Source organism: Bradyrhizobium sp. KZN70725 (assembly GCF_055264925.1).
Genome location: NZ_JBUYWT010000093.1, coordinates 1 through 17595, shown reverse-complemented (window position 1 = coordinate 17595; position 17595 = coordinate 1). Strand labels below are relative to the sequence as shown.

Annotated in this window: 13 protein-coding genes and 4 pseudogenes; 8 read left to right on the top strand and 9 right to left on the bottom strand. The window is 57.3% G+C overall.

What is annotated here, in order from left to right:
• Positions 1-649: 649 nt before the first annotated feature.
• Positions 650-841 (top strand): annotated as a pseudogene (locus ACZBJS_RS39915) (IS66 family transposase); the annotation flags it as partial.
• On the opposite strand, the pseudogene ACZBJS_RS39910 reads toward ACZBJS_RS39915, so the two are convergent.
• The 8 genes and pseudogenes from ACZBJS_RS39910 to ACZBJS_RS39875 form a co-directional block, all read right to left on the bottom strand.
• A pseudogene (locus ACZBJS_RS39910) lies at positions 834-1060 on the bottom strand (CoA transferase); the annotation flags it as partial. The pseudogenes ACZBJS_RS39915 and ACZBJS_RS39910 overlap by 8 nt on opposite strands.
• A gap of 102 nt (positions 1061-1162) precedes the next feature.
• Positions 1163-2263, bottom strand: coding sequence for an ABC transporter ATP-binding protein (locus ACZBJS_RS39905; protein ID WP_463440114.1), 1101 nt, complete (start codon positions 2261-2263; stop codon positions 1163-1165).
• A gap of 12 nt (positions 2264-2275) precedes the next feature.
• A complete protein-coding gene (locus ACZBJS_RS39900; RefSeq protein WP_463440113.1) occupies positions 2276-3076 on the bottom strand; it encodes an ABC transporter permease in 801 nt (266 codons plus the stop codon).
• The gene (locus ACZBJS_RS39895) at positions 3066-3947 is read right to left on the bottom strand and encodes an ABC transporter permease (protein WP_463440112.1); all 882 of its coding nucleotides are present in this window, start codon (positions 3945-3947) and stop codon (positions 3066-3068) included. The genes ACZBJS_RS39900 and ACZBJS_RS39895 overlap by 11 nt, the downstream gene beginning before the upstream one ends.
• Before the next feature lie 120 nt (positions 3948-4067).
• Complete coding sequence (locus ACZBJS_RS39890; RefSeq protein WP_463440111.1) at positions 4068-5255, bottom strand: extracellular solute-binding protein; 1188 nt, start codon at positions 5253-5255, stop codon at positions 4068-4070.
• A gap of 1171 nt (positions 5256-6426) precedes the next feature.
• Positions 6427-7608, bottom strand: a complete 1182-nt coding sequence (locus tag ACZBJS_RS39885; RefSeq protein ID WP_463440110.1) for a M24 family metallopeptidase — start codon at positions 7606-7608, stop codon at positions 6427-6429.
• A 206-nt stretch (positions 7609-7814) separates the two neighbouring features.
• On the bottom strand, positions 7815-9215 hold the full coding sequence (locus ACZBJS_RS39880) for an aminotransferase (RefSeq protein WP_463440109.1): 1401 nt from the start codon (positions 9213-9215) through the stop codon (positions 7815-7817).
• Positions 9216-9226: 11 nt separating this feature from the next.
• Positions 9227-10741, bottom strand: a complete 1515-nt coding sequence (locus ACZBJS_RS39875; protein WP_463440108.1) for an NAD-dependent succinate-semialdehyde dehydrogenase — start codon at positions 10739-10741, stop codon at positions 9227-9229.
• Positions 10742-10897: 156 nt separating this feature from the next.
• Here ACZBJS_RS39875 and ACZBJS_RS39870 point away from each other — a divergent pair, with 156 nt between their 5' ends.
• Complete coding sequence (locus ACZBJS_RS39870) at positions 10898-11374, top strand: Lrp/AsnC family transcriptional regulator (protein ID WP_463440107.1); 477 nt, start codon at positions 10898-10900, stop codon at positions 11372-11374.
• 70 nt (positions 11375-11444) lie between these two features.
• Here the strand turns inward: ACZBJS_RS39870 and ACZBJS_RS39865 are convergent, their stop codons facing one another.
• On the bottom strand, positions 11445-12200 hold the full coding sequence (locus ACZBJS_RS39865; protein ID WP_463440106.1) for a class II aldolase/adducin family protein: 756 nt from the start codon (positions 12198-12200) through the stop codon (positions 11445-11447).
• 310 nt (positions 12201-12510) lie between these two features.
• Between ACZBJS_RS39865 and ACZBJS_RS39860 the strand changes: the two are divergent.
• The 6 genes and pseudogenes from ACZBJS_RS39860 to ACZBJS_RS39835 all read left to right on the top strand — a co-directional run.
• Positions 12511-12784 (top strand): annotated as a pseudogene (locus ACZBJS_RS39860) (IS110 family transposase); the annotation flags it as partial.
• 465 nt (positions 12785-13249) lie between these two features.
• Positions 13250-13615: an IS66 family insertion sequence element accessory protein TnpB gene (gene tnpB / locus ACZBJS_RS39855; protein WP_463440105.1), complete on the top strand. Its 366-nt coding sequence runs from the start codon at positions 13250-13252 to the stop codon at positions 13613-13615.
• A gap of 226 nt (positions 13616-13841) precedes the next feature.
• On the top strand, positions 13842-14264 hold the full coding sequence (gene tnpA, locus ACZBJS_RS39850; protein ID WP_463440104.1) for an IS66-like element accessory protein TnpA: 423 nt from the start codon (positions 13842-13844) through the stop codon (positions 14262-14264).
• Entirely contained in the window at positions 14258-14611 is a 354-nt protein-coding gene (gene tnpB / locus ACZBJS_RS39845; RefSeq protein ID WP_011931031.1) for an IS66 family insertion sequence element accessory protein TnpB, read from the top strand. Before tnpA ends, tnpB (ACZBJS_RS39845) begins: the two co-directional genes overlap by 7 nt.
• 51 nt (positions 14612-14662) lie before the next feature.
• Positions 14663-16227: pseudogene (gene tnpC, locus ACZBJS_RS39840) on the top strand (IS66 family transposase).
• Positions 16224-16826: a plasmid pRiA4b ORF-3 family protein gene (locus tag ACZBJS_RS39835; RefSeq protein WP_463440103.1), complete on the top strand. Its 603-nt coding sequence runs from the start codon at positions 16224-16226 to the stop codon at positions 16824-16826. Before tnpC ends, ACZBJS_RS39835 begins: the two are co-directional and overlap by 4 nt.
• The last annotated feature ends 769 nt before the right edge of the window (positions 16827-17595 follow it).

Sequence of the window (17595 nt, the reverse complement as noted above, 5' to 3'; positions counted from 1 at the left end):
GTCGCCGAGCTCGTAACTCCGGTCGGGCTACGCCCTCCCTGCGTCACGAGCTCGGCGACGCTCTCTCATCCTGATTGACGCTCTGCTTCCATCCTGATTGCCGCGCGGCACGTCATCCCGATATGCCGAGCGGGTAGAGGCTGCTGAAAATCCGCTGTCCGAGTTCCGTTAAGTCTGCAAAATGTGCATTCTCCTTAGGAGCCTCTCTCGGCCGAATTACGGTCGTTACTGGGGCGCAGGAAAGATCACAGCCCGTGTTGTCTCAGTCGCTCAATTTCGTGGGCCGAGAAGCCGCCTTCACAGAGAATATCCGCCCGTGCTCGCCAAACGTCGGCGCAGGGCCCCCCGGTTGCGGTTGGGTTGCGCTCTAGGTTGAAGGCACCTGCATCTGGCGAACACATCCTTCGACGGGATGCTCAACGATCTTGAAGAAGCCGACGGCATTGAGGTGAGGATCATCTAGGATCGTTTTCTAGCGTATGCATCGGCATTGATGTGTTTGTGGCGCGCAGCGCGGTTCGCAGTATCCCTCCGGCGGCGACCGCCTTGCGTAGTTTGAGAGGCGGCCCGAGGATTTGACCTTAATGTATGGTCCGGCCGTGCGTTGCGAGAAGATTCGTCGAATTGGCGGCGGCGGTCTTGCATCGACCAACTCGCCAAGCTCTCCCGTGGGCATGACCTCGCCAAGGCGCTCAACTACATCCTGAAGCGATGGGCGAGCTTCATCCTGTTCCTGGAGGACGGATGCGTGTGCCTCTCCAACAATGCCGCCGAACGAGGCTTGCGAGGCATCGCTCTGGGGCGAAAGTCCTGGCTGTTCTGCGGCTCCGATCGATCCGGCTTCTTCAGGTCGATGGCAATGCTGCGCTTGCCGCGATTGGCGTTGAGGAACATGCCGCTCATGCCCGGGCTACGGCCCAGCCCGATCTGCCGGACGACATCGCCTTCGGGGCTTTCCACCTTAATAACGTTCGCGCCCATCTGCGAGAATCTGCGTGGCGTAGGGCCCCATGAGAACGGTCGTCAGGTCGAGAATTGTAATGCCGCCAAGTGGACCCATGAGGGTATCGTCCCGCGTTTATTGACATATCTGCTAATGGCGGTCTCAGGCTCCCGAATTCCGGAGCAAAGGCGTGCACGCCAAGACCACGCCGGGGCTGACCTAGGGATTGCCTTCATTCGCAGAAATGACGGAGATGTCGCTCATGCTTATTGTTACGCTGAGGAGATCGCCGGGCCTCGGATGGCGCCCGAACGGAAAGCGCTCCTGCATCGTCAACTGCTCTCCGTTGACGTCAAGCACGATCCGTGTCGCACCACCGTAATAGTGCGCCTGAAGGACGCGGGCTTGATAGGATAACCCAGCAGCGCCATCAGCTGACAGCTTGACGTGTTCCGGCCGAATCACTGCGGTCGCAGGCCCAACACTCCAATTGCCAACGAGACGCAAACCACCCGCTGAGGTGAAAGTGCCATCAATTCCTACCGTTCCCTTCAGCAGAGAACACCAACCGATGAATTTCGCCACGAAGGAGGTCGATGGTGCTTCATATATTTCACCGGGTGTGCCGACTTGCTCGACCTGACCGGCGTTCATGACCACGATGCGATCTGACATTGTCAGCGCCTCCTCCTGGTCATGTGTTACGAACAATGTTGTAACATTAATGCGACGGATCACATCACGCAGTTCCTCCCGCATGCGCACCCGCAATTGTGCGTCCAAATGCGAAAACGGCTCGTCGAGCAAAAGCACCGCAGGCCGCATCGCCAGCGCACGCGCGAGTGCAATCCGTTGCTGCTGCCCGCCGGATAGCTGACTTGGAAGGCGCTCGGCCAACTGCGGCAGCTCGACAAGCTTGAGCATCTCCTCAACGCGCTTCTCGCGCTTCTCGCGCGTCCACTTCAAGTTTTCCAGGCCAAATGCGATGTTCTCAGCAACCGTCATATGCGGAAACAAGGCGTAGCTCTGAAACACCATTCCAGTATCCCGCCGATAAGGCGGTTGATGAGTCATATCGACGTTATTGATAATCACGTCGCCGGAGGTCGGCTCTACAAATCCGGCAACCATGCGCAAGGTCGTTGTCTTGCCGCAGCCCGATGGACCAAGCAAGCACATCAGCTCGCCACGACGGGCTTCCAACGAAACGTTCGCGACAGCAATCGTTTCACCGTAGTGCTTGGAAACCGAGCGTAATTCCACGACAAACTCGCTAGCGTCCCGGGCAGTGTTTTCACACTCTTTCGATAGAGGCGGCATCTTTACTCCTCGCTACGCTAGTCTTTCCGCACCGATCAAGCGCTCGATCGCCAAGATAACGATCAGCGTCACCAGAATCATAATGGTCGATACGGCAGCAACGAGTGGATCATAGCTTGTATCGACATACGCAAAGATCTGTACAGGCAGGGTTACATTACCGCCATAGGTGAGAAACGCGGAAACAGTGACGTTTCCAAACGATGTCACAAAGGCAAAGATCGCAGCGGATAGCAAGCCAGGCATAATGAGCGGCAGTGTGATACGCCGAATGACTCGGAAGGGCGTGGCGCGGAGGTTCATCGCGGCTTCTTCGAGCACACGGTCGTGCAGGATAAGGCTCGCGAGAATCGTACGTACGACGTATGGGATGGCAAGCACCAGGTGCCCGAGCAGCAACGGATAGATCGTCTGCGTAAGATCCAGCGACGCAAAAAGCTGCAACAGTCCAATACCGAGTACGACGGCCGGGACAATCAATGGTGAGAAGGCAAGGCCTTGCAAAAATACCTTCCCTGGAAACGAAAATCGATTGATCGCGAATGCGCCGGCAAAGCCAATTACGAGCGCGATGATGGCGACGAGCACGGCTACGTATGTGCTAGTCCAGAGCGCAGTCATGAATAGTTCATTGTCCCAAGCCATTTCATACCAGTGCAGCGAAAAGCCGCTCGGGGAAAACTTCATGGTGTCGCTGCTGGTGAAAGATGACACAACGACAAGAATCGCCGGCAGCGCCAGCATCAGGTACACCAGCGCTCGAACAAACGAGCCGGATAGGGCCATCACATCGTCAATGCGATCAGAGCGCACGCCGCCCCCCTCTCATGACGAAACGTGATGCAGCCAACGCATTGAGTGCCGCAGTGAATCCAAGGCCGCCCACGAAGAGCACGAATGCCATCGCCGCGCCGGACGGCCAGTTTAATTCGGTCATGATGCGTTCATAGATGAGACTCCCAAGCATCGCGACGCGACCTCCACCGATGAGCCGAGGCGTGACGAACGCTGAAATCGACAGCACGAAGACAAGGTTGAAGCCAACCAGAATGCCAGGAAGCGCGAGTGGAACCACAACCTTCTGAAAGGTAACGAACCGGTTGGCTCGCAAATTTGCAGCCGCCTCTTCGAGCACTGGATGAATTTGAGTAACCACACTCATAACAGACAAGATCATGAATGGCAGAAACTGCTGCACTAAGACGACTAGCACGGCAGGCCGCGAAAAGAGGAGGATTTTCGGAGACGAGAAAATGCCAAGACTTACGAGAAGTGAATTGACCAGTCCGTTACGACCAAGAATGATCAACCAGCCGAAGACAACGACCACGAGACTGAGTGTGAGCGGCATGATGACGATAATCGTCCGCCACCGCCGCGCCAGTGGCGGGAGGCGGGCGAGCGAATATCCGGTCGGGAAACCGATCAGCAAGCAGATTACGCTGACGACAAATCCGTCGACAAACGTCTCTAACAGTACTGATGAGTAATAAGAATCCGAAAAGAAATGCAAATAGTGGCTCAGGGTGAAACCGCTTCCCTCGAGAAAGTGACTGCCAGTTAGAAAACTCGCCCGCAGCAATCCCAATAACGGAACCACCAGAAAGCCAGTGAGAAGCAAGACCATTGGTGCCAGCATCAGCACGAGGTTTAGGAGGCGGCGATTGAGCAGAGACTGCTTCACGATATACCCTTCATACCCTGACTGGATCTATTAAGCGTACACCGCTACGACGCGAAGCCTCAACGAACCGCGTAACACCAAGTACCACTTAGCACCCCACGATATTAAGCGCGCAGCCGCCTATATCCGGACTATCTTATTGAACCGTTCGATCCATTCGCTGCGTTTTGCCTGCAGTTGCCCCCAATCAACTTTCTTTTTCAGAGCATTACGCTCGGACGAGTTGAAGAGAAGATCTTTCCGAAGGTCTTCCGGCAAGTTGACGTCGGTCGTTACACCGTATCGAAGCGCGCGAGGTATAGCGAGCATGCCGTCATCGGAGAGCAACTGCTCCGCATACGCGTACACGGCTTCCCGATACTTCGCGCCCTTGAGGATGCTAACATAGTCTATCGATGCATAAATGCCCTTAGGTGGGACAACGATTACGATGGGAACCCCCTTGGTGCGCAATTCGTGGGCCCGACCGTCCCAGAAAATACCTGCATAGACCTCTTCGTTTTGAAACATCTGTACTTCGGCAACGGTTGTCTGTGCGAGCGCGACAATGTTGGACTTGGCGGCCTCCAGCACCTTAAAGGCCGGTTCGGCATTCGAGAGCGAGCCGCCATTTTCCTCGGCCAGACCCAGAATCATCAGCAGGCTGGTGCTTGTCGCCGGGGCCATCGCAACCACGCGGCCCGACAGGTCAGCGCGAGCAATATCCGAGTACGAAGTAAGTGGCTGCTTGATGTACTTTGAATTGTACACCGGAATGAGGGCTGCGACGCTGAACGGCACGCCGTATTCGCCGAATTCGCGAAATCCGGGAAGGATTCTTTTGACGTTGGGAACCTCTGACGCCTTAACCTGTTCGATGACCCCGGCCCTGATGAGCTCGGGCATGTAGGGGCTACTGGCTGTGAGTATGTCGAACGGAGGATTTTCCTTGTTGGCGTACAGCTTGATGATATCGGCCGACGTTGCGCCGGCTATGAATTGAACCTTTAGCCCATACTTCTCTTCGAGCGGCGCGGCCACACCTTTTCTGAGGGCATCGTCGTAGATTCCGCCGTACCCGTTCACACGCAATGTTATGCCGGAAAATTTTTTCGACTGAGCATGGACATAGGGTGCAGTCAAAGCGCCGGCTGCAGCCGCAGTCGCGCATTTTAGGAAAGCCCGCCTTTTCATTTCCCCATCTGCTCTCTCTTTTTGTGCGTCGTGAAGATGACAGTCGCTTAATTCTCGCCCGACAAAATAGGTCGCTTCCCCACGTTGGAGAATACTTCGACGCCCTCCCTGGAGAAGAAGATCAGCGATTGGCACATGATGCGTCCCGCCTCGCTGGTGACCGCTGTCCCTCCCGGCAAGAATCAGGCCACGCACTGTGAGCAGGCGAGCTTCCGGCCAATAAGCTGCAGAACCGGGCCAGCCCCGGAAAATGAACCTGATCGCCGGCAAGACGAGACTACAGCGATCAAAATTCCGACGGCCTAAAGTGGTCCTCCTTAAATGTCTCGAAGCCTGCGAGCAGCATCAGCCTTCTGGTCTTGTCCGATTGGCTTAGTCGGCGACACGTCCCTGACCTCAGCGGCGGGCCCACATGCCCTGCTGAGTTGCAACTCCGATTTCCCTTAGGGTGTTCTGATGCCGAACTTTGATTAACAAACGAGTTCCATCCCTCGGACACGCTACCGGCGCCTCAAATCTGAATTTGACCGATATGGCGCCGAATTAGCAGAAATTCCGCGCACAATTAGCAAGGCACGATGATTTTATGCCATCGGATACGATGACGCATTCCAGAAATAATGTCGACAAACGCCAATGCGCAAATTGACGAGTCGCCATCCAGCGTCCCGCATGTGTCATCTATTTGCTTGCCGCCCTTCGTTTGAGCCAGGAATTACCTGACGGCTCGCGCTCCTCTTACTGCCGAATCCCGATAACCTTATCCACATAATCGAGCCCGATGTTCCGCTTTTTCCCGTAACGGCCCAAAACGTGCTAAAATCATCCTCGATGTTAGGATTGATCTGGACGGAAGTGTGATGGCGATTACGCGGTCGTCCGATGCCAGGTTGCTCGAATCTCGATGGGCTATTTTTGCCATTGCGGCGAGAGCAGGCTCCGGACCGAGGCTGGTCGGTCGCGACGGACATTCCGCCCGATCCGACTCCAGCGGGACTACAAACCGCCAATCCCTTTCACGAACTCCTTGAATATCGAGTTTCCGATCAGCACGACAACGATCAACCAGGGCGGCAAGACCACTCGCCCCGCCCCCATTTGGATAAAGCTTGCGTAATGCGAACATCCCATTACTAGCTTGATCGAATGGGAGCGAACTTCTCGTCTGCTTCGACGGCTGCGTCTGGAGTAAATGCTATGGCCCAACCGCGATCAAATCTTCGCCCGTGCCGGCGGTAGCGGGACGGCCGCCCGAAGAAGAAGAAGAAGAAGAAGAACATCAACCGTTGCAAATGTTCTTGCTCAACTACTTCATAAACAACTTGCGCGGCGTCGATGTCAACGGCTCGTGGCCGTTTTCAGTGACAGCAAAGGGTTGCGTAATGCAGACGCTCTTGTCCTCTAGCCAGAGGGCAGCCATCATGTGGAAGCACATTCCCGGCTGAAGGACAGTGTTATCTCCTTTGCGCAAACTGGCCGTCCGCTCCGCCGACGCTGGCGGATAACCTATTCCTTGCGGATAACCGAGCCTTGCCTCTTTCTCATATCCATGGCGCGCGAGTGCCTGCGCGTAAGCGGCCTGGACCTCGGAGCAGGTGCGACCCGGACGGACACTTTCGAGTCCTGCATTCAAAGCCTCGATCGCGATCTCCGAAAATTTTTGATAGGCCGGGTCGGGTTTTCCGACTACAACCGTACGAGCGAGATTGACCTGATAACGCAGCCGAACTCCGTGAACTTCCATATAGATTGTCGTTGACGAGGGGAGCGGCTCGTCCGTCCACTGGGGGTGTGGTGCTAGAGCGCGTTCGCCAACGCCAAGGAACAGACACGAGCTATCATAGCTTCCCCCGAACTCTGGCGTACCGGATATCTGCTGGTGATAGATCGCAGCTGCAATATCGCATTCACGCACGCCTGGTTCGATTGTATCGACGGCCCGCTTAATCATCGCGTCGGCGATGCGACCAGATTGGCGCATGCAAACGAGCTCGGCCGGGCTCTTCACAATCCGGATCCAATTGACCAGCAGGTCGGCGTCTACAAACTCGGCAAGCGGCAGGGCTCGGACAAGATCACCATGTGCGCGCGCGGAATAGTAGTATCCTCCCATCTCCACGCCGATTCTAGCCTTTTCACCACCGAGTTCTTTTACGATGTCGGCTACGATGTCGTACGCCGATAATCCAGTTTGTGAATTTACATACTCATCCGGATAGGTTCTGATGTTATCGTCAGAAAGGTACGTGCCCATGACTGCTTGGGGCCGTTCCATGAACCGCGCAAACCAGATTGGTTCCTCGTGATTGAGCGCCACAATCACCATTTGTGGGGTATAGAAGGAGAGACTGTCGTACCCGGTTAGATAGTTTTGGTTTGGAGGCTCTGAGAGGAGAAGAATATCGATTCCTCGCCTGGCCATCTCTCTTTTTACAGCTGCTAAACGTATGGCGAACTCAGCGCGTTCAAACGGCAGTTTCTTTTTCATACTGGTCTATCTCCAAGTACTGACTGAATCGATCTCTGGCCGCAGAGATCGTGCGATACCCACCCAACGATTTTCCGTCTCATTGGATCTGGAGTACCGTAGCGCGACCGTGCACTGAACAGTCTATGCCGTCCTTTTTCTGTTGGTGGCCTTAGTTAGGCAAACGTTAGTTGAAGAACGGGAAAATCGCCCACAGCAGCTTTCTCTCAAGCGATCGCCGATTCTTTCGCTAGCTCATCCATGACCTGCTTGGTCGCTCGATACGCCAGATCAACGATCTCGTCTATTTCAGATTCGGATACAACGAGCGGTGGGGCAAAACCAAGGATGTCTCCATGCGGCATTGCTCGGACAATAAGTCCCCGATCTCGGGCAGCTTTTGAGATACGGGCGCCCACCTTGAGCTGCGGATCAAATCGCCGTTTTCTCTGACGATCAGTCACGAACTCGACCGCGCCGAGTAAGCCTACTCCTCGCACCTCTCCAACGATCTCCAGCCGTGCAAACCGTTCCTTTAGTCGTTTTAGGAAGTGCGATCCGAGGATCCTCGCGCGGTCGCTCAATCGCTCGTTCTCAACGATATCGAGGACAGCGTTGGCAGCAGCGGCCGCAATCGGATGGCCGGAATAGGTATATCCGTGTGAAAACGCGCCGACCCGATCGGCGGCCTCCTCGATCACCCTGTAAACTCTTTCACCAACGATGGCTCCCGAGAGGGGCATGTAGCCGGATGTCAGCCCTTTGGCTATCGTTATCAGGTCGGGCTCGATCTCATAAAGCGTGCTTCCGAAGTCAGCTCCGGTTCGACCGAATCCACAAATGACCTCGTCCGCGATCAGAAGAACGTCGTACCGCCTGAGCACGGTCTGAATCTCGCGCCAATATCCGGCAGGCGGCGGTGTGATCCCCCCCGTACCCAGCACCGGCTCGGCGATGAATGCCCCGATCGTTTCGGGCCCCTCTCGCACGATCAGCTCATCGAGCTCAGCTGCACGCCGGCGAGAAAAGGCTTCCTCCGTTTCTCCTGGTTCAGCTCCCCAATAGTGATGTGGTGCGCCAGTGTGTAGAATGCCCGGAAACGGAAGATCCATATGATCATGGTAGAAAGACATGCCCGTCATCGAGCCGGAAATCACTGAACAGCCGTGATAACCGCGCTCGCGCGAGATGATCTTCTTCTTCTTCGGCTGACCACGCAGATTGTTATAGTACCAGACGAGCTTTGCTTGTGTCTCGTTGGCGTCAGATCCGGAAAGTCCAAAGAATACCTTGCTGGGCTTGCCTGGCGCCATGCGTACAAGCCGATCGGAGAGGGTCGCCAGCTCCTCAGTCGTGTGGGCCGCGTATGTATGATAATATGCCAACTTGTAGGCCTGCCGTGCGATGGCCTCCGCCACCTCGGTGCGACCGTAACCGATATTTACACAATAAAGACCAGCAAAGCCATCGATATAACTGCGCCCCTCTGCATCTTTGATCCTAATGCCTTTGCCTCCCACGACAATCGTGGGGTCACCGATCTTACCGTTCGCGAAGTCCTTCAACTGCGTAAACGGATGTAGCACGCTCGAGCGGTCTTGTTCAGCGATGGTCGCAATATCAATCATTGCCGGTTCTCCTAAGCTGCCAAGTCGCCGAAGCAGACGTATTTTAGCTCCATGTACTCCATCAACCCGTGTCTCGAACCTTCGCGACCAAGCCCGGATTGCTTCCAGCCTCCGAACGGAATGGGCGGCCCCGTGAATGACGCCGTATTGATGCCGAGCATCCCACATTCGATTTGCTCGGAAATTCGAAGCGCCCGACGCAAGCTGTCGGTGTAGACATACCCGGCCAGCCCCATTTCGTTCGCATTGGCTCGGGCGACGACCTCTTCTTCAGAATCAAAAGGAAGGACAGCAGCTACCGGCCCAAACGTTTCCTCTCGCGCAATTAGCATCTCTTCAGTGACATCGCTAAGGAGCGTCGGAGGAACGAAGTTTGGACCGAGATTAGCGCCTTGATCAGAGGTAAAACGTCGCGCCCCCTTCTTCACCGCATCATCAATTTGAGCTTTGCACTTATCGGCGACGGACGACCTGGTCATTGGGCCGATATCCGTCTCAGGCTCTAGACCGTGACCAACTTTGAGCTTGGCCATTGCCGCAATAAATCCTTCGATGAAGGCGTTGTAGATGCCTCGTTGCACGTAGATGCGGTTAGCAGCCAAGCAATCCTGGCCTGAAGTCGCAAATTTCGCCGCCATCACCCCATCCACAGCCTTCTTGAGTTCAACATCGTCAAAGACGAGGAAAGGGGCATGCCCCCCGAGTTCGAGGGACACTTTCTTTACAGTGGCGGCCGCTCCCTGCAGGAGCAGACGCCCAACTTGCGTAGAGCCTGTGAACGAAAGAGCTCGTATTCTTGGATCGTGCAATAGAGGCGTCGAAAGCTCGATCGGATCACCGACGATCACTTGAAACACCCCCCGCGGTACCCCGGCCTCTTCAGCCAATCTCGCCACGGCAAGTGCGGAGAGCGGCGTCTCGGGAGCCGGCTTCACAATAATCGGGCAACCGGCTGCAAGAGCGGCCCCCGCCTTTCGCGTAATCATGGCGACAGGAAAGTTCCACGGAGTAATGGCCGCCGCGACACCGATTGGCTGCATTCGGACTTGAAGTAGACTTCCAGGTTTGTGGCTGGGGATCGTTTCCCCATACGCGCGCTCCCCCTCTGCAGCGAACCAGTCAAGAAATCCAGCACCGTAGGCAATTTCGTGACGCGCCTCAGCGAGCGGCTTGCCTTGCTCGCACGTCACCAGGATAGCGAGCTCTTCCGAATGGTCGCGCATCAATGACGCCCAGCTCCGAAGAATCGCCCCACGCCGTCCTGACAATAGTTCCTTCCAGCCTTGAAACGACCGCTCAGCTGCAGCGATCGCAAGATTCATTTCCGCGGCACTGCAGCGAGCAACATTCGCGATGACTTCCCCGGTCGCAGGATCGACCACAACGTCCGTTTGCTCGCTCGCAATCCAGAGGCCGTCAATGAGGGCGGCCCCCGTTACAAAATCACGACGCAGCAGATTTCGCAGGTACGTGGTCGCAAGACCAACCGGGCGCGAACTATTGCGTCGAGCAGTTGAACGGTCCATTTGAAAGTCCCAAGTGGTGACTTGTTGAAATTTCTCCTCGATTCAAGATACTGCTTCGCAAAGACATTTTGCGCCCCATTTCTCCGGCCACTCAGATGTTTCGCTGCACAAGATAGACCTTTCGCGACGAAAATCGTCTCAAGACTGAAGGCGAACATGCAATATGATCGGATAGACGCCCGGATTCTCGAGATCGTGCAAAAGAACAATCGCCTCACCTCCGAAGTGATTGGCGAACGTACCGGGCTATCAGCCACGGCATGCCAACGACGACTGAAACGGCTCCGCTCGGAAGGTATCATCGAGGCCGATGTCTCAATCGTCTCTGCGAAAGCGGTGGGACGGCCTATTCAAATGCTTGTGCTGGTGAGTTTGGAGCGAGAGCGTTCAGACATAATCGACAGGTTCAAGAAAGCCATCAAATCGTCGGCTGAGGTCGTTAATGGATTTTACGTAACCGGCGACGCTGATTTCGTTCTCTACGTTACCGCGCGTACGATGGAAGATTATGAGCAGTTCACTCGGCGCTTCTTCTACGAGAACTCAGACATTAAGGCGGTCAAGACAATGGTCATAATGGACCGCGTAAAGGCTGGATTTGCCGTGCCAATCGAGCTTCCATCTGGGGATTAAACGAGGATACTGTTCCAGCGCTTGCTCGGACCGACCCAAAAACGAGAAGGCCGCATTCCACCCGGGGCCGCTATGTTGCGTAGTCTGGCTCCTTGCGGTCGAGAATGCGTTTCAACGCATCGAAATGGCGCTGGGCCGATGCTGGGGCCTGGCGAGAGACCCCCGCGAATTCGCGCTCAGTTTTTTCAACCACATGGTCTGGGAGCTTCTTCAGCCCCCGTCCTGTCCACATGGCATAGATTTGCACTTGCGCGGCGCGTTCGATAAAGTAGAGTCGGTCATAGGCGTCGGCAACCGTTTCGCCAATCGTCGTGATACCATGATTTGCCATAAACAAGATAGTCTTGCCACCAATCACCTTTGCAAGGCGCAGCCCCTCCTCCGGCTCGTAAGCAGGACCGGTATATTCATCGTCGTAGGCTATCTGCCCGCGCATCCAGACTTCGGTCTGACCGATATCTTTGATCCGAGGATCCTCAAGCCGCGTCAGCGCGCTCGCAAAAGGCATATGCGTGTGAAATACGACTTTCGCATGGGGCAGCTCTTTATGGATAGGCGCATGGATACAATAGCAAGAGGGATCAACTTTACCGTCGCCTCGCTTAACCTCGGCATCGCTGATTCCGACTTCCATGAACGACGACGCCCTGACCTCGGACCAATGTAGTCCAAAAGGGAGCTGATAGTAGCGGTCGCTGCGACCCGGTACAAGCAGTGTGAGATGATTGACAATGCCCTCACTTAGGCCGTGCATAAATGCGAGCCGATGCGCTGCAGCCAGATCGATCCGCGCCTGCCATTCCTCTGCGTTGAAATCAGAAGCCATTTGCGACGAAGCTCCGAATTGCATAGAATCCCCCTTCTTGGGAACTATGGTTTGTGTAAGCGACGCGAAGACGTTGCGATATTTTGTTTGAGCGATGCTTTCTAGAGAAAGAACGATCTATTTTCCTGCAATCTGGCGCGATCTACGCAGACATTTGGCGACTTTGCAGCTGCTGCGCAGTATTCCGGACAATGAGGAAGGGACAGAGTCGAGACTACAGTTTTCGATAGAAGGCTCTAGCTGCCGCCTGCGGGAAGGGCCGGAGGCCATACTCAGCTTGAAGTTAAGTGTGAGACTTGGATGATAAGACCGCCAGGGCGGCATCACCAAGGTCTGCAACGGCCGCGTGCGCCACATGTTATGCGAGAACGCCTCGACATATCGACACCCGCCGAAGATCGGCAAGACAAAGCTATACCGACTCGAACAGGCGCCGCGGCGTCCGAAAAAGTGCGGGGAAAGCACAGAGCCGCCGGACAAACTGGCTGAACGCGGCAAACGAAACGACGGTTATCTGCACCGCTATCGCTCGTGAAGCGGTCGGGACTATGTGGGCGGCCGCTAGGCAAGTACGGCCAGCCTGATAGGAGCCCTTCTGATCATCGTGCATGGGCATGGGCGGCACCACGGCAGAGGAACAACGCCCATGCCCGCAATAGGATAGGAGCAGACTCTGACGCACAATCGGAAATGCGGTAGCCAACCCGCGCATCAGAGTTTGCTTACCGACTTCGTTCGGTTCCGCCTCCACGCATGCACGATCAGCTGTATGAATAAACAGCCGATCGACGATCGGACGACGCTTCGCGTTCTAATCCTTGACAGGAGAATCAGAGCGATGTTGTGCGGCCACGTTCCGGAGGCGGTCAGCCGGCTGCGGGTAGCTTTGACCGTTAGGCTTAGGGAGATAGCGCATAGAGCTATCGCGGACCCGGTGCGCCGACTGGACGCCTTCACCGGAGCCGGTCGCCGGCGGACGTGGAGCATGCAGCGAGGACAAAGCGCTAATTGTTGCTGAGATCACAGCGAGCGGTGAATCGGTCTGTGCCGTGGCTCCGCAGCATGGATTGGTTGCGCAGCAGTTATTCAGCTGGCGCCACCAACTGAGGGAAGCCGAGCTCGCGAGATTGAGGTCGCCGACGTCACCATCTCCCCGGCCGAGGAGCGGATGTGGACACGATCAGGGGCCTCGTCCATGCGCTGAAGGCGCGCCGGTGATTCGACTCCGCAAGGGCGTGGAAGGACTGGCCACCCTGGTGCACGAGCGAATATTGGCCGATCCATTCTCGGGCGCGGCATATGTGCTCCGAGCCAACCGAGCGGACCGAATCAAGCCGATCTGTTGGGATGGAATGGGCGCTTGCCTGTTCGCTAAGCGGCTGAAGGATGGCGTCTTCGCTGGCCGGCAAAGATAACGTCATGCGGTTATCGGCAGCACAATTCTCTGGACTGGCGGCGCGCTCTCATGAGGCTTGGGACAGACGACCGACGGAGCCCGAATAGATGTCGACACTGCGGCGAAGTGATTCAAGCGCAGCGAGATCGTCCCCAAAGTAAGCGTAGCGCCGAGGCCCTTTGGATTGTTTGTGCGGAGTCTTGAGAGCACCGTTAGAAGAGTCATCTTCTGCAAGGGTGCTCATAATGGACGACCATTCTGACGACATAAGACGACCGTTGTCACCGCGTATTGAAGTGTTCGCAGGCGCAGGTCGCAAGCGCTGGCCGGACGATTTAAAGGCGCAGATTGCTGCGGAAAGCCTCGAGCCGGGGGCGCTTGTCACAGACGTCGCCCGTCGCCATGGGTGCCGGCCCCAGCAGGTGCACGACTGGCGACGCCGGGCGCGTTTGGGCCAGTTGGTGCTGCCGGCTTCGGCGGACACGCTGTCGTTCGTGCCGTTGGTGTCGGAATCGGCGCTACCGGCGGCCGCAGAGCCCACCGGGTCGCCGGAAGCAGCCGTAGTGACGGTTGAGCTCCAGGGGGCACGAGTGGAGGTGCGGGGGACGCCTGGCCTTGCTGTGTTGAGTGATGTGTTCTTGGCGCTTCGACGGACACGTTCATGCTGACGCCGCCCGCGAGCCTCATGATCTACGTGGCGACGCAACCTGTGGACTTCAGAAAAGGTGCGGAGGGCTTGGCTCTGTTGGCGAAGGAGACTCTGGGCCATGACCCGATGAAGGGCGTGGCGGTGGTGTTTCGTGCGAAGCGCGCCGATCGGGTGAAGATCGTCGTCTGGGATGGCAGCGGCCTTGTGATGTATTGGAAGCGGCTCGATGGCAGCGGCTTCAAATGGCCTCCCATCGTGGCCGGCGTGATGCGGATGAATGCCGCCCAGCTGTCCGCGCTTCTGGCCGGCATGGATTGGACGCGCATGCACGCGCCTCGAATCCCGCAGCCGAAAGCACTTGCGTAAAAACGCAAATCATCGCTGCATCGTGACGCGAAGCATGGCAAGCTCGGGCCAATGAGTGATTTGCCCGATGAGCTGCCGAGCGATCCAGCCGAGTTGCGTGTCTTTGCCGCGGCTCTGCTGGATCGCTGCGCCCGGCTCGAGCGGTTGCTCAAGCTTGCAAAAGATGCGCAGTTCGGTCGGTCCTCGGAAAAGCTGGATGCTGATCAGCTACAGCTTGTTCTGGAGGACATCGAAGAGGCGGTCGCAGCTCTCGAAGCAGCCGAGGATCGCGTCAATCCCAGAACCTCCGAGAAGAGAGCGGCCGAGCGTAGAACCAACCGTGGTCAGCTTCCGGAGCATTTGCCGCGCATCATCGAGACCCTGATGCCCGCTGCAACCTGCTGTCCGTCCTGCAAAGGCGATCTCTTTGAGATCGGCCACGATGAGAGCCAGAGGCTCGACGTCGTGCCGGCGCAGTATCGCGTCATCGTCACCCGCCGGCCCAAGCTGGCCTGCCGCGCCTGTCATGGCGTCGTCCTCCAGCACGCCGCGCCCGAGCGACTGATCAGGGGAGGATTGCCTACCGAGCGACTGGTCGCGCATGTCATCGATGCCAAGTATCATTGGCATTTGCCGCTTTACCGCCAGGCGCAGATGCTGGCGACGCACGGTATCGCCATCGACCGTTCCACGCTCGCCTTCTGGGTCGGCTATGCCGCCCAGGAATTGAAGCCCTTGTGGCATCGTCTGCGCCAGCTTCTGCTGGCCTCCTCGAAGCTCTGTGTCGATGAGACCCCGGCGCCGGTGCTGGATCCGGGGCGCGGCAGGACAAAAACCGGCTACTTCTGGGCGCTGTCACGCGATGACAGGCCTTGGGCCGGACCTGATCCGCCTGGGGTGGTCTATGCCTATGCACCGGGCTGCGGCGCCGTTCATGGCTTGCGGCTGCTTGAGGGCTATCGCGGCATCATCCACTGCGACGGCTATCAGGCTTACAAGACCATGACCCGAGAGACGCGTGCGGACGCCCTGTCCGGGACGCTCGCCTTCTGCTGGTCGCATCTGCGGCGCCAGTTTGTGAAGATCGAGCGGGAGGCTGCGCCGGCGCCGGCTCCGGTCGCCCGCGAGGCCCTCGAGCGCATCGCCCAGCTTTACGCGGTCGAGAAGGCACTCCGCGGCCGATCTGCGGACGAGCGCCGCGCGGGGCGACAAGCGCATGCCCGGCCTCTGGCTACAGCCTTAAAGCAGTGGTTTGAGGCCAAGCTTGCTCACCTTGCGCAGAAGAGCGACACGGCGAAGGCCCTGCGTTACGCGCTGCGTCATTGGGACGGCCTAACGTTCTACCTTGATGACGGGCGCATCGAGATGGACACCAATGCGGTCGAGCGAGCGATGCGGCCGATCAAGCTCAATGCCAAGAACTCCTTTTTGCCGGTTGCAACGAAGGTGCCGAGAATTGGGCAGTCCTGGCTTCGTTAATCGAGACCTGTAAGCTCAATGGCGTCAATGCCGAGCGCTGGCTCGCTGACGTTCTCGCAAAGCTCGTCAATGGTTGGCCTGCGGCGCGACTGGACGAACTGTTCCCTTGGGCGTCGACGTACACGATGCATGCTCACGATCCGAGGCTGGCAGCATGAGCCTGAACACGACCGCGATCCGGATCAAGGTGACACTCAAGGACGTGAAACCGGAGGTGATGCGTCGCCTTGTCGTACCCGTCACTCTGCGCCTTGATCGGCTGCATCTGGCGCTTCAGGAGGCATTTGGCTGGACGAATAGCCACCTCTTCGAGTTCTTCGCTGGTGAGGTCCGTTGGGGGATTCCTGATCCCCACAACGATTACGGCCACCAGCCCATGGATGCCAGTAAAGCGCGGCTTTGCGATGTCGTTCGCGAGACCGGCGCCAAGACGATCCATTATCTCTATGACTTCGGCGACAGCTGGGACCATGTGATCAAGCTCGAAAAATGGTTCGACAACACCACGACAGAGGGCCTGCCCCTCCTGCTCGAGGCAGCCCGTCGTTGTCCTCCGGAAGACGTCGGCGGTGCGCCGGGTTATGCCGAATACCTCGAAGCCATCGGCGACCCTACCCATCCAGAACACGAACATATGCGCCTCTGGGGCCCGGAGCGGTTCGATCCCAACGTCGTCGACCGGGAGGCGCTCGAAGCCGCCGTCAACGCGTTGTCCGACACATGGAAACCGCGGCGACGCGCCACGCGAACAAAATAGGCGTCAAGCGCCATTCAAAAGGGCCGCAGAGCTACGCTTACTCCCCAAATATCGCGGACTGTGATCTGATCGAGGTGTGGCCAACGACACCTTGCCCGATGATCTCGAGCTCTTGAAAGCGATGCTGCTCGCCGAGCGCTGCGAGAGTGAGCCAGATCATCAAGGAGCTGCAACGCCATCGCTTTGGCTGCCGGGCGCGCAGACACTGACGCTTCGCGAGGAGCAGCTTTCTGGCTGTGGAAGACGTCGAGCAAGTTGCGGGCTGCGGTGAAGCAGAGCGCACGGCCAGAACACTGCTCAAGGCCGGGCGGCACGGGCAAGCCAGCGTCGCACCAGAGGTGGAGTGCTGCCAGCGCGCGCACCGAGACGGTGATCGGCATCGAGGACAAGACCTGTCCCCTGCTGCAAGGGCGAGCTGCACCCGGATCGGTGAGGATCCAAGCGAGGGGCTGGAGATGGTGCCGGCGCAGCTCCGGAATCCTTTTCACCGATGTCCCCGGTATGCCTGTGGGGCTTGCGAGGACGGCGTCATGCAAGCGCCGGCTCTGCCGTGGCTGATCGAGGGCGGACTGTGTACCGAGGCTAGGTAGCCGAGGTTCGTAAGCGGCAAAGAGACCCCGTCTGGCGCATGGGGTGAACGATCGGCTATCGGCTGCTAAGTTTGTGAGCCGATGTGAGCTTCTATGTCTGCGCCTAGTTCTGGAACTAGAACCTTCCATATGATTGAAGCGGTCGCCGACCGTCTTGAGGGAGCGCCGCGGCAGCTTCG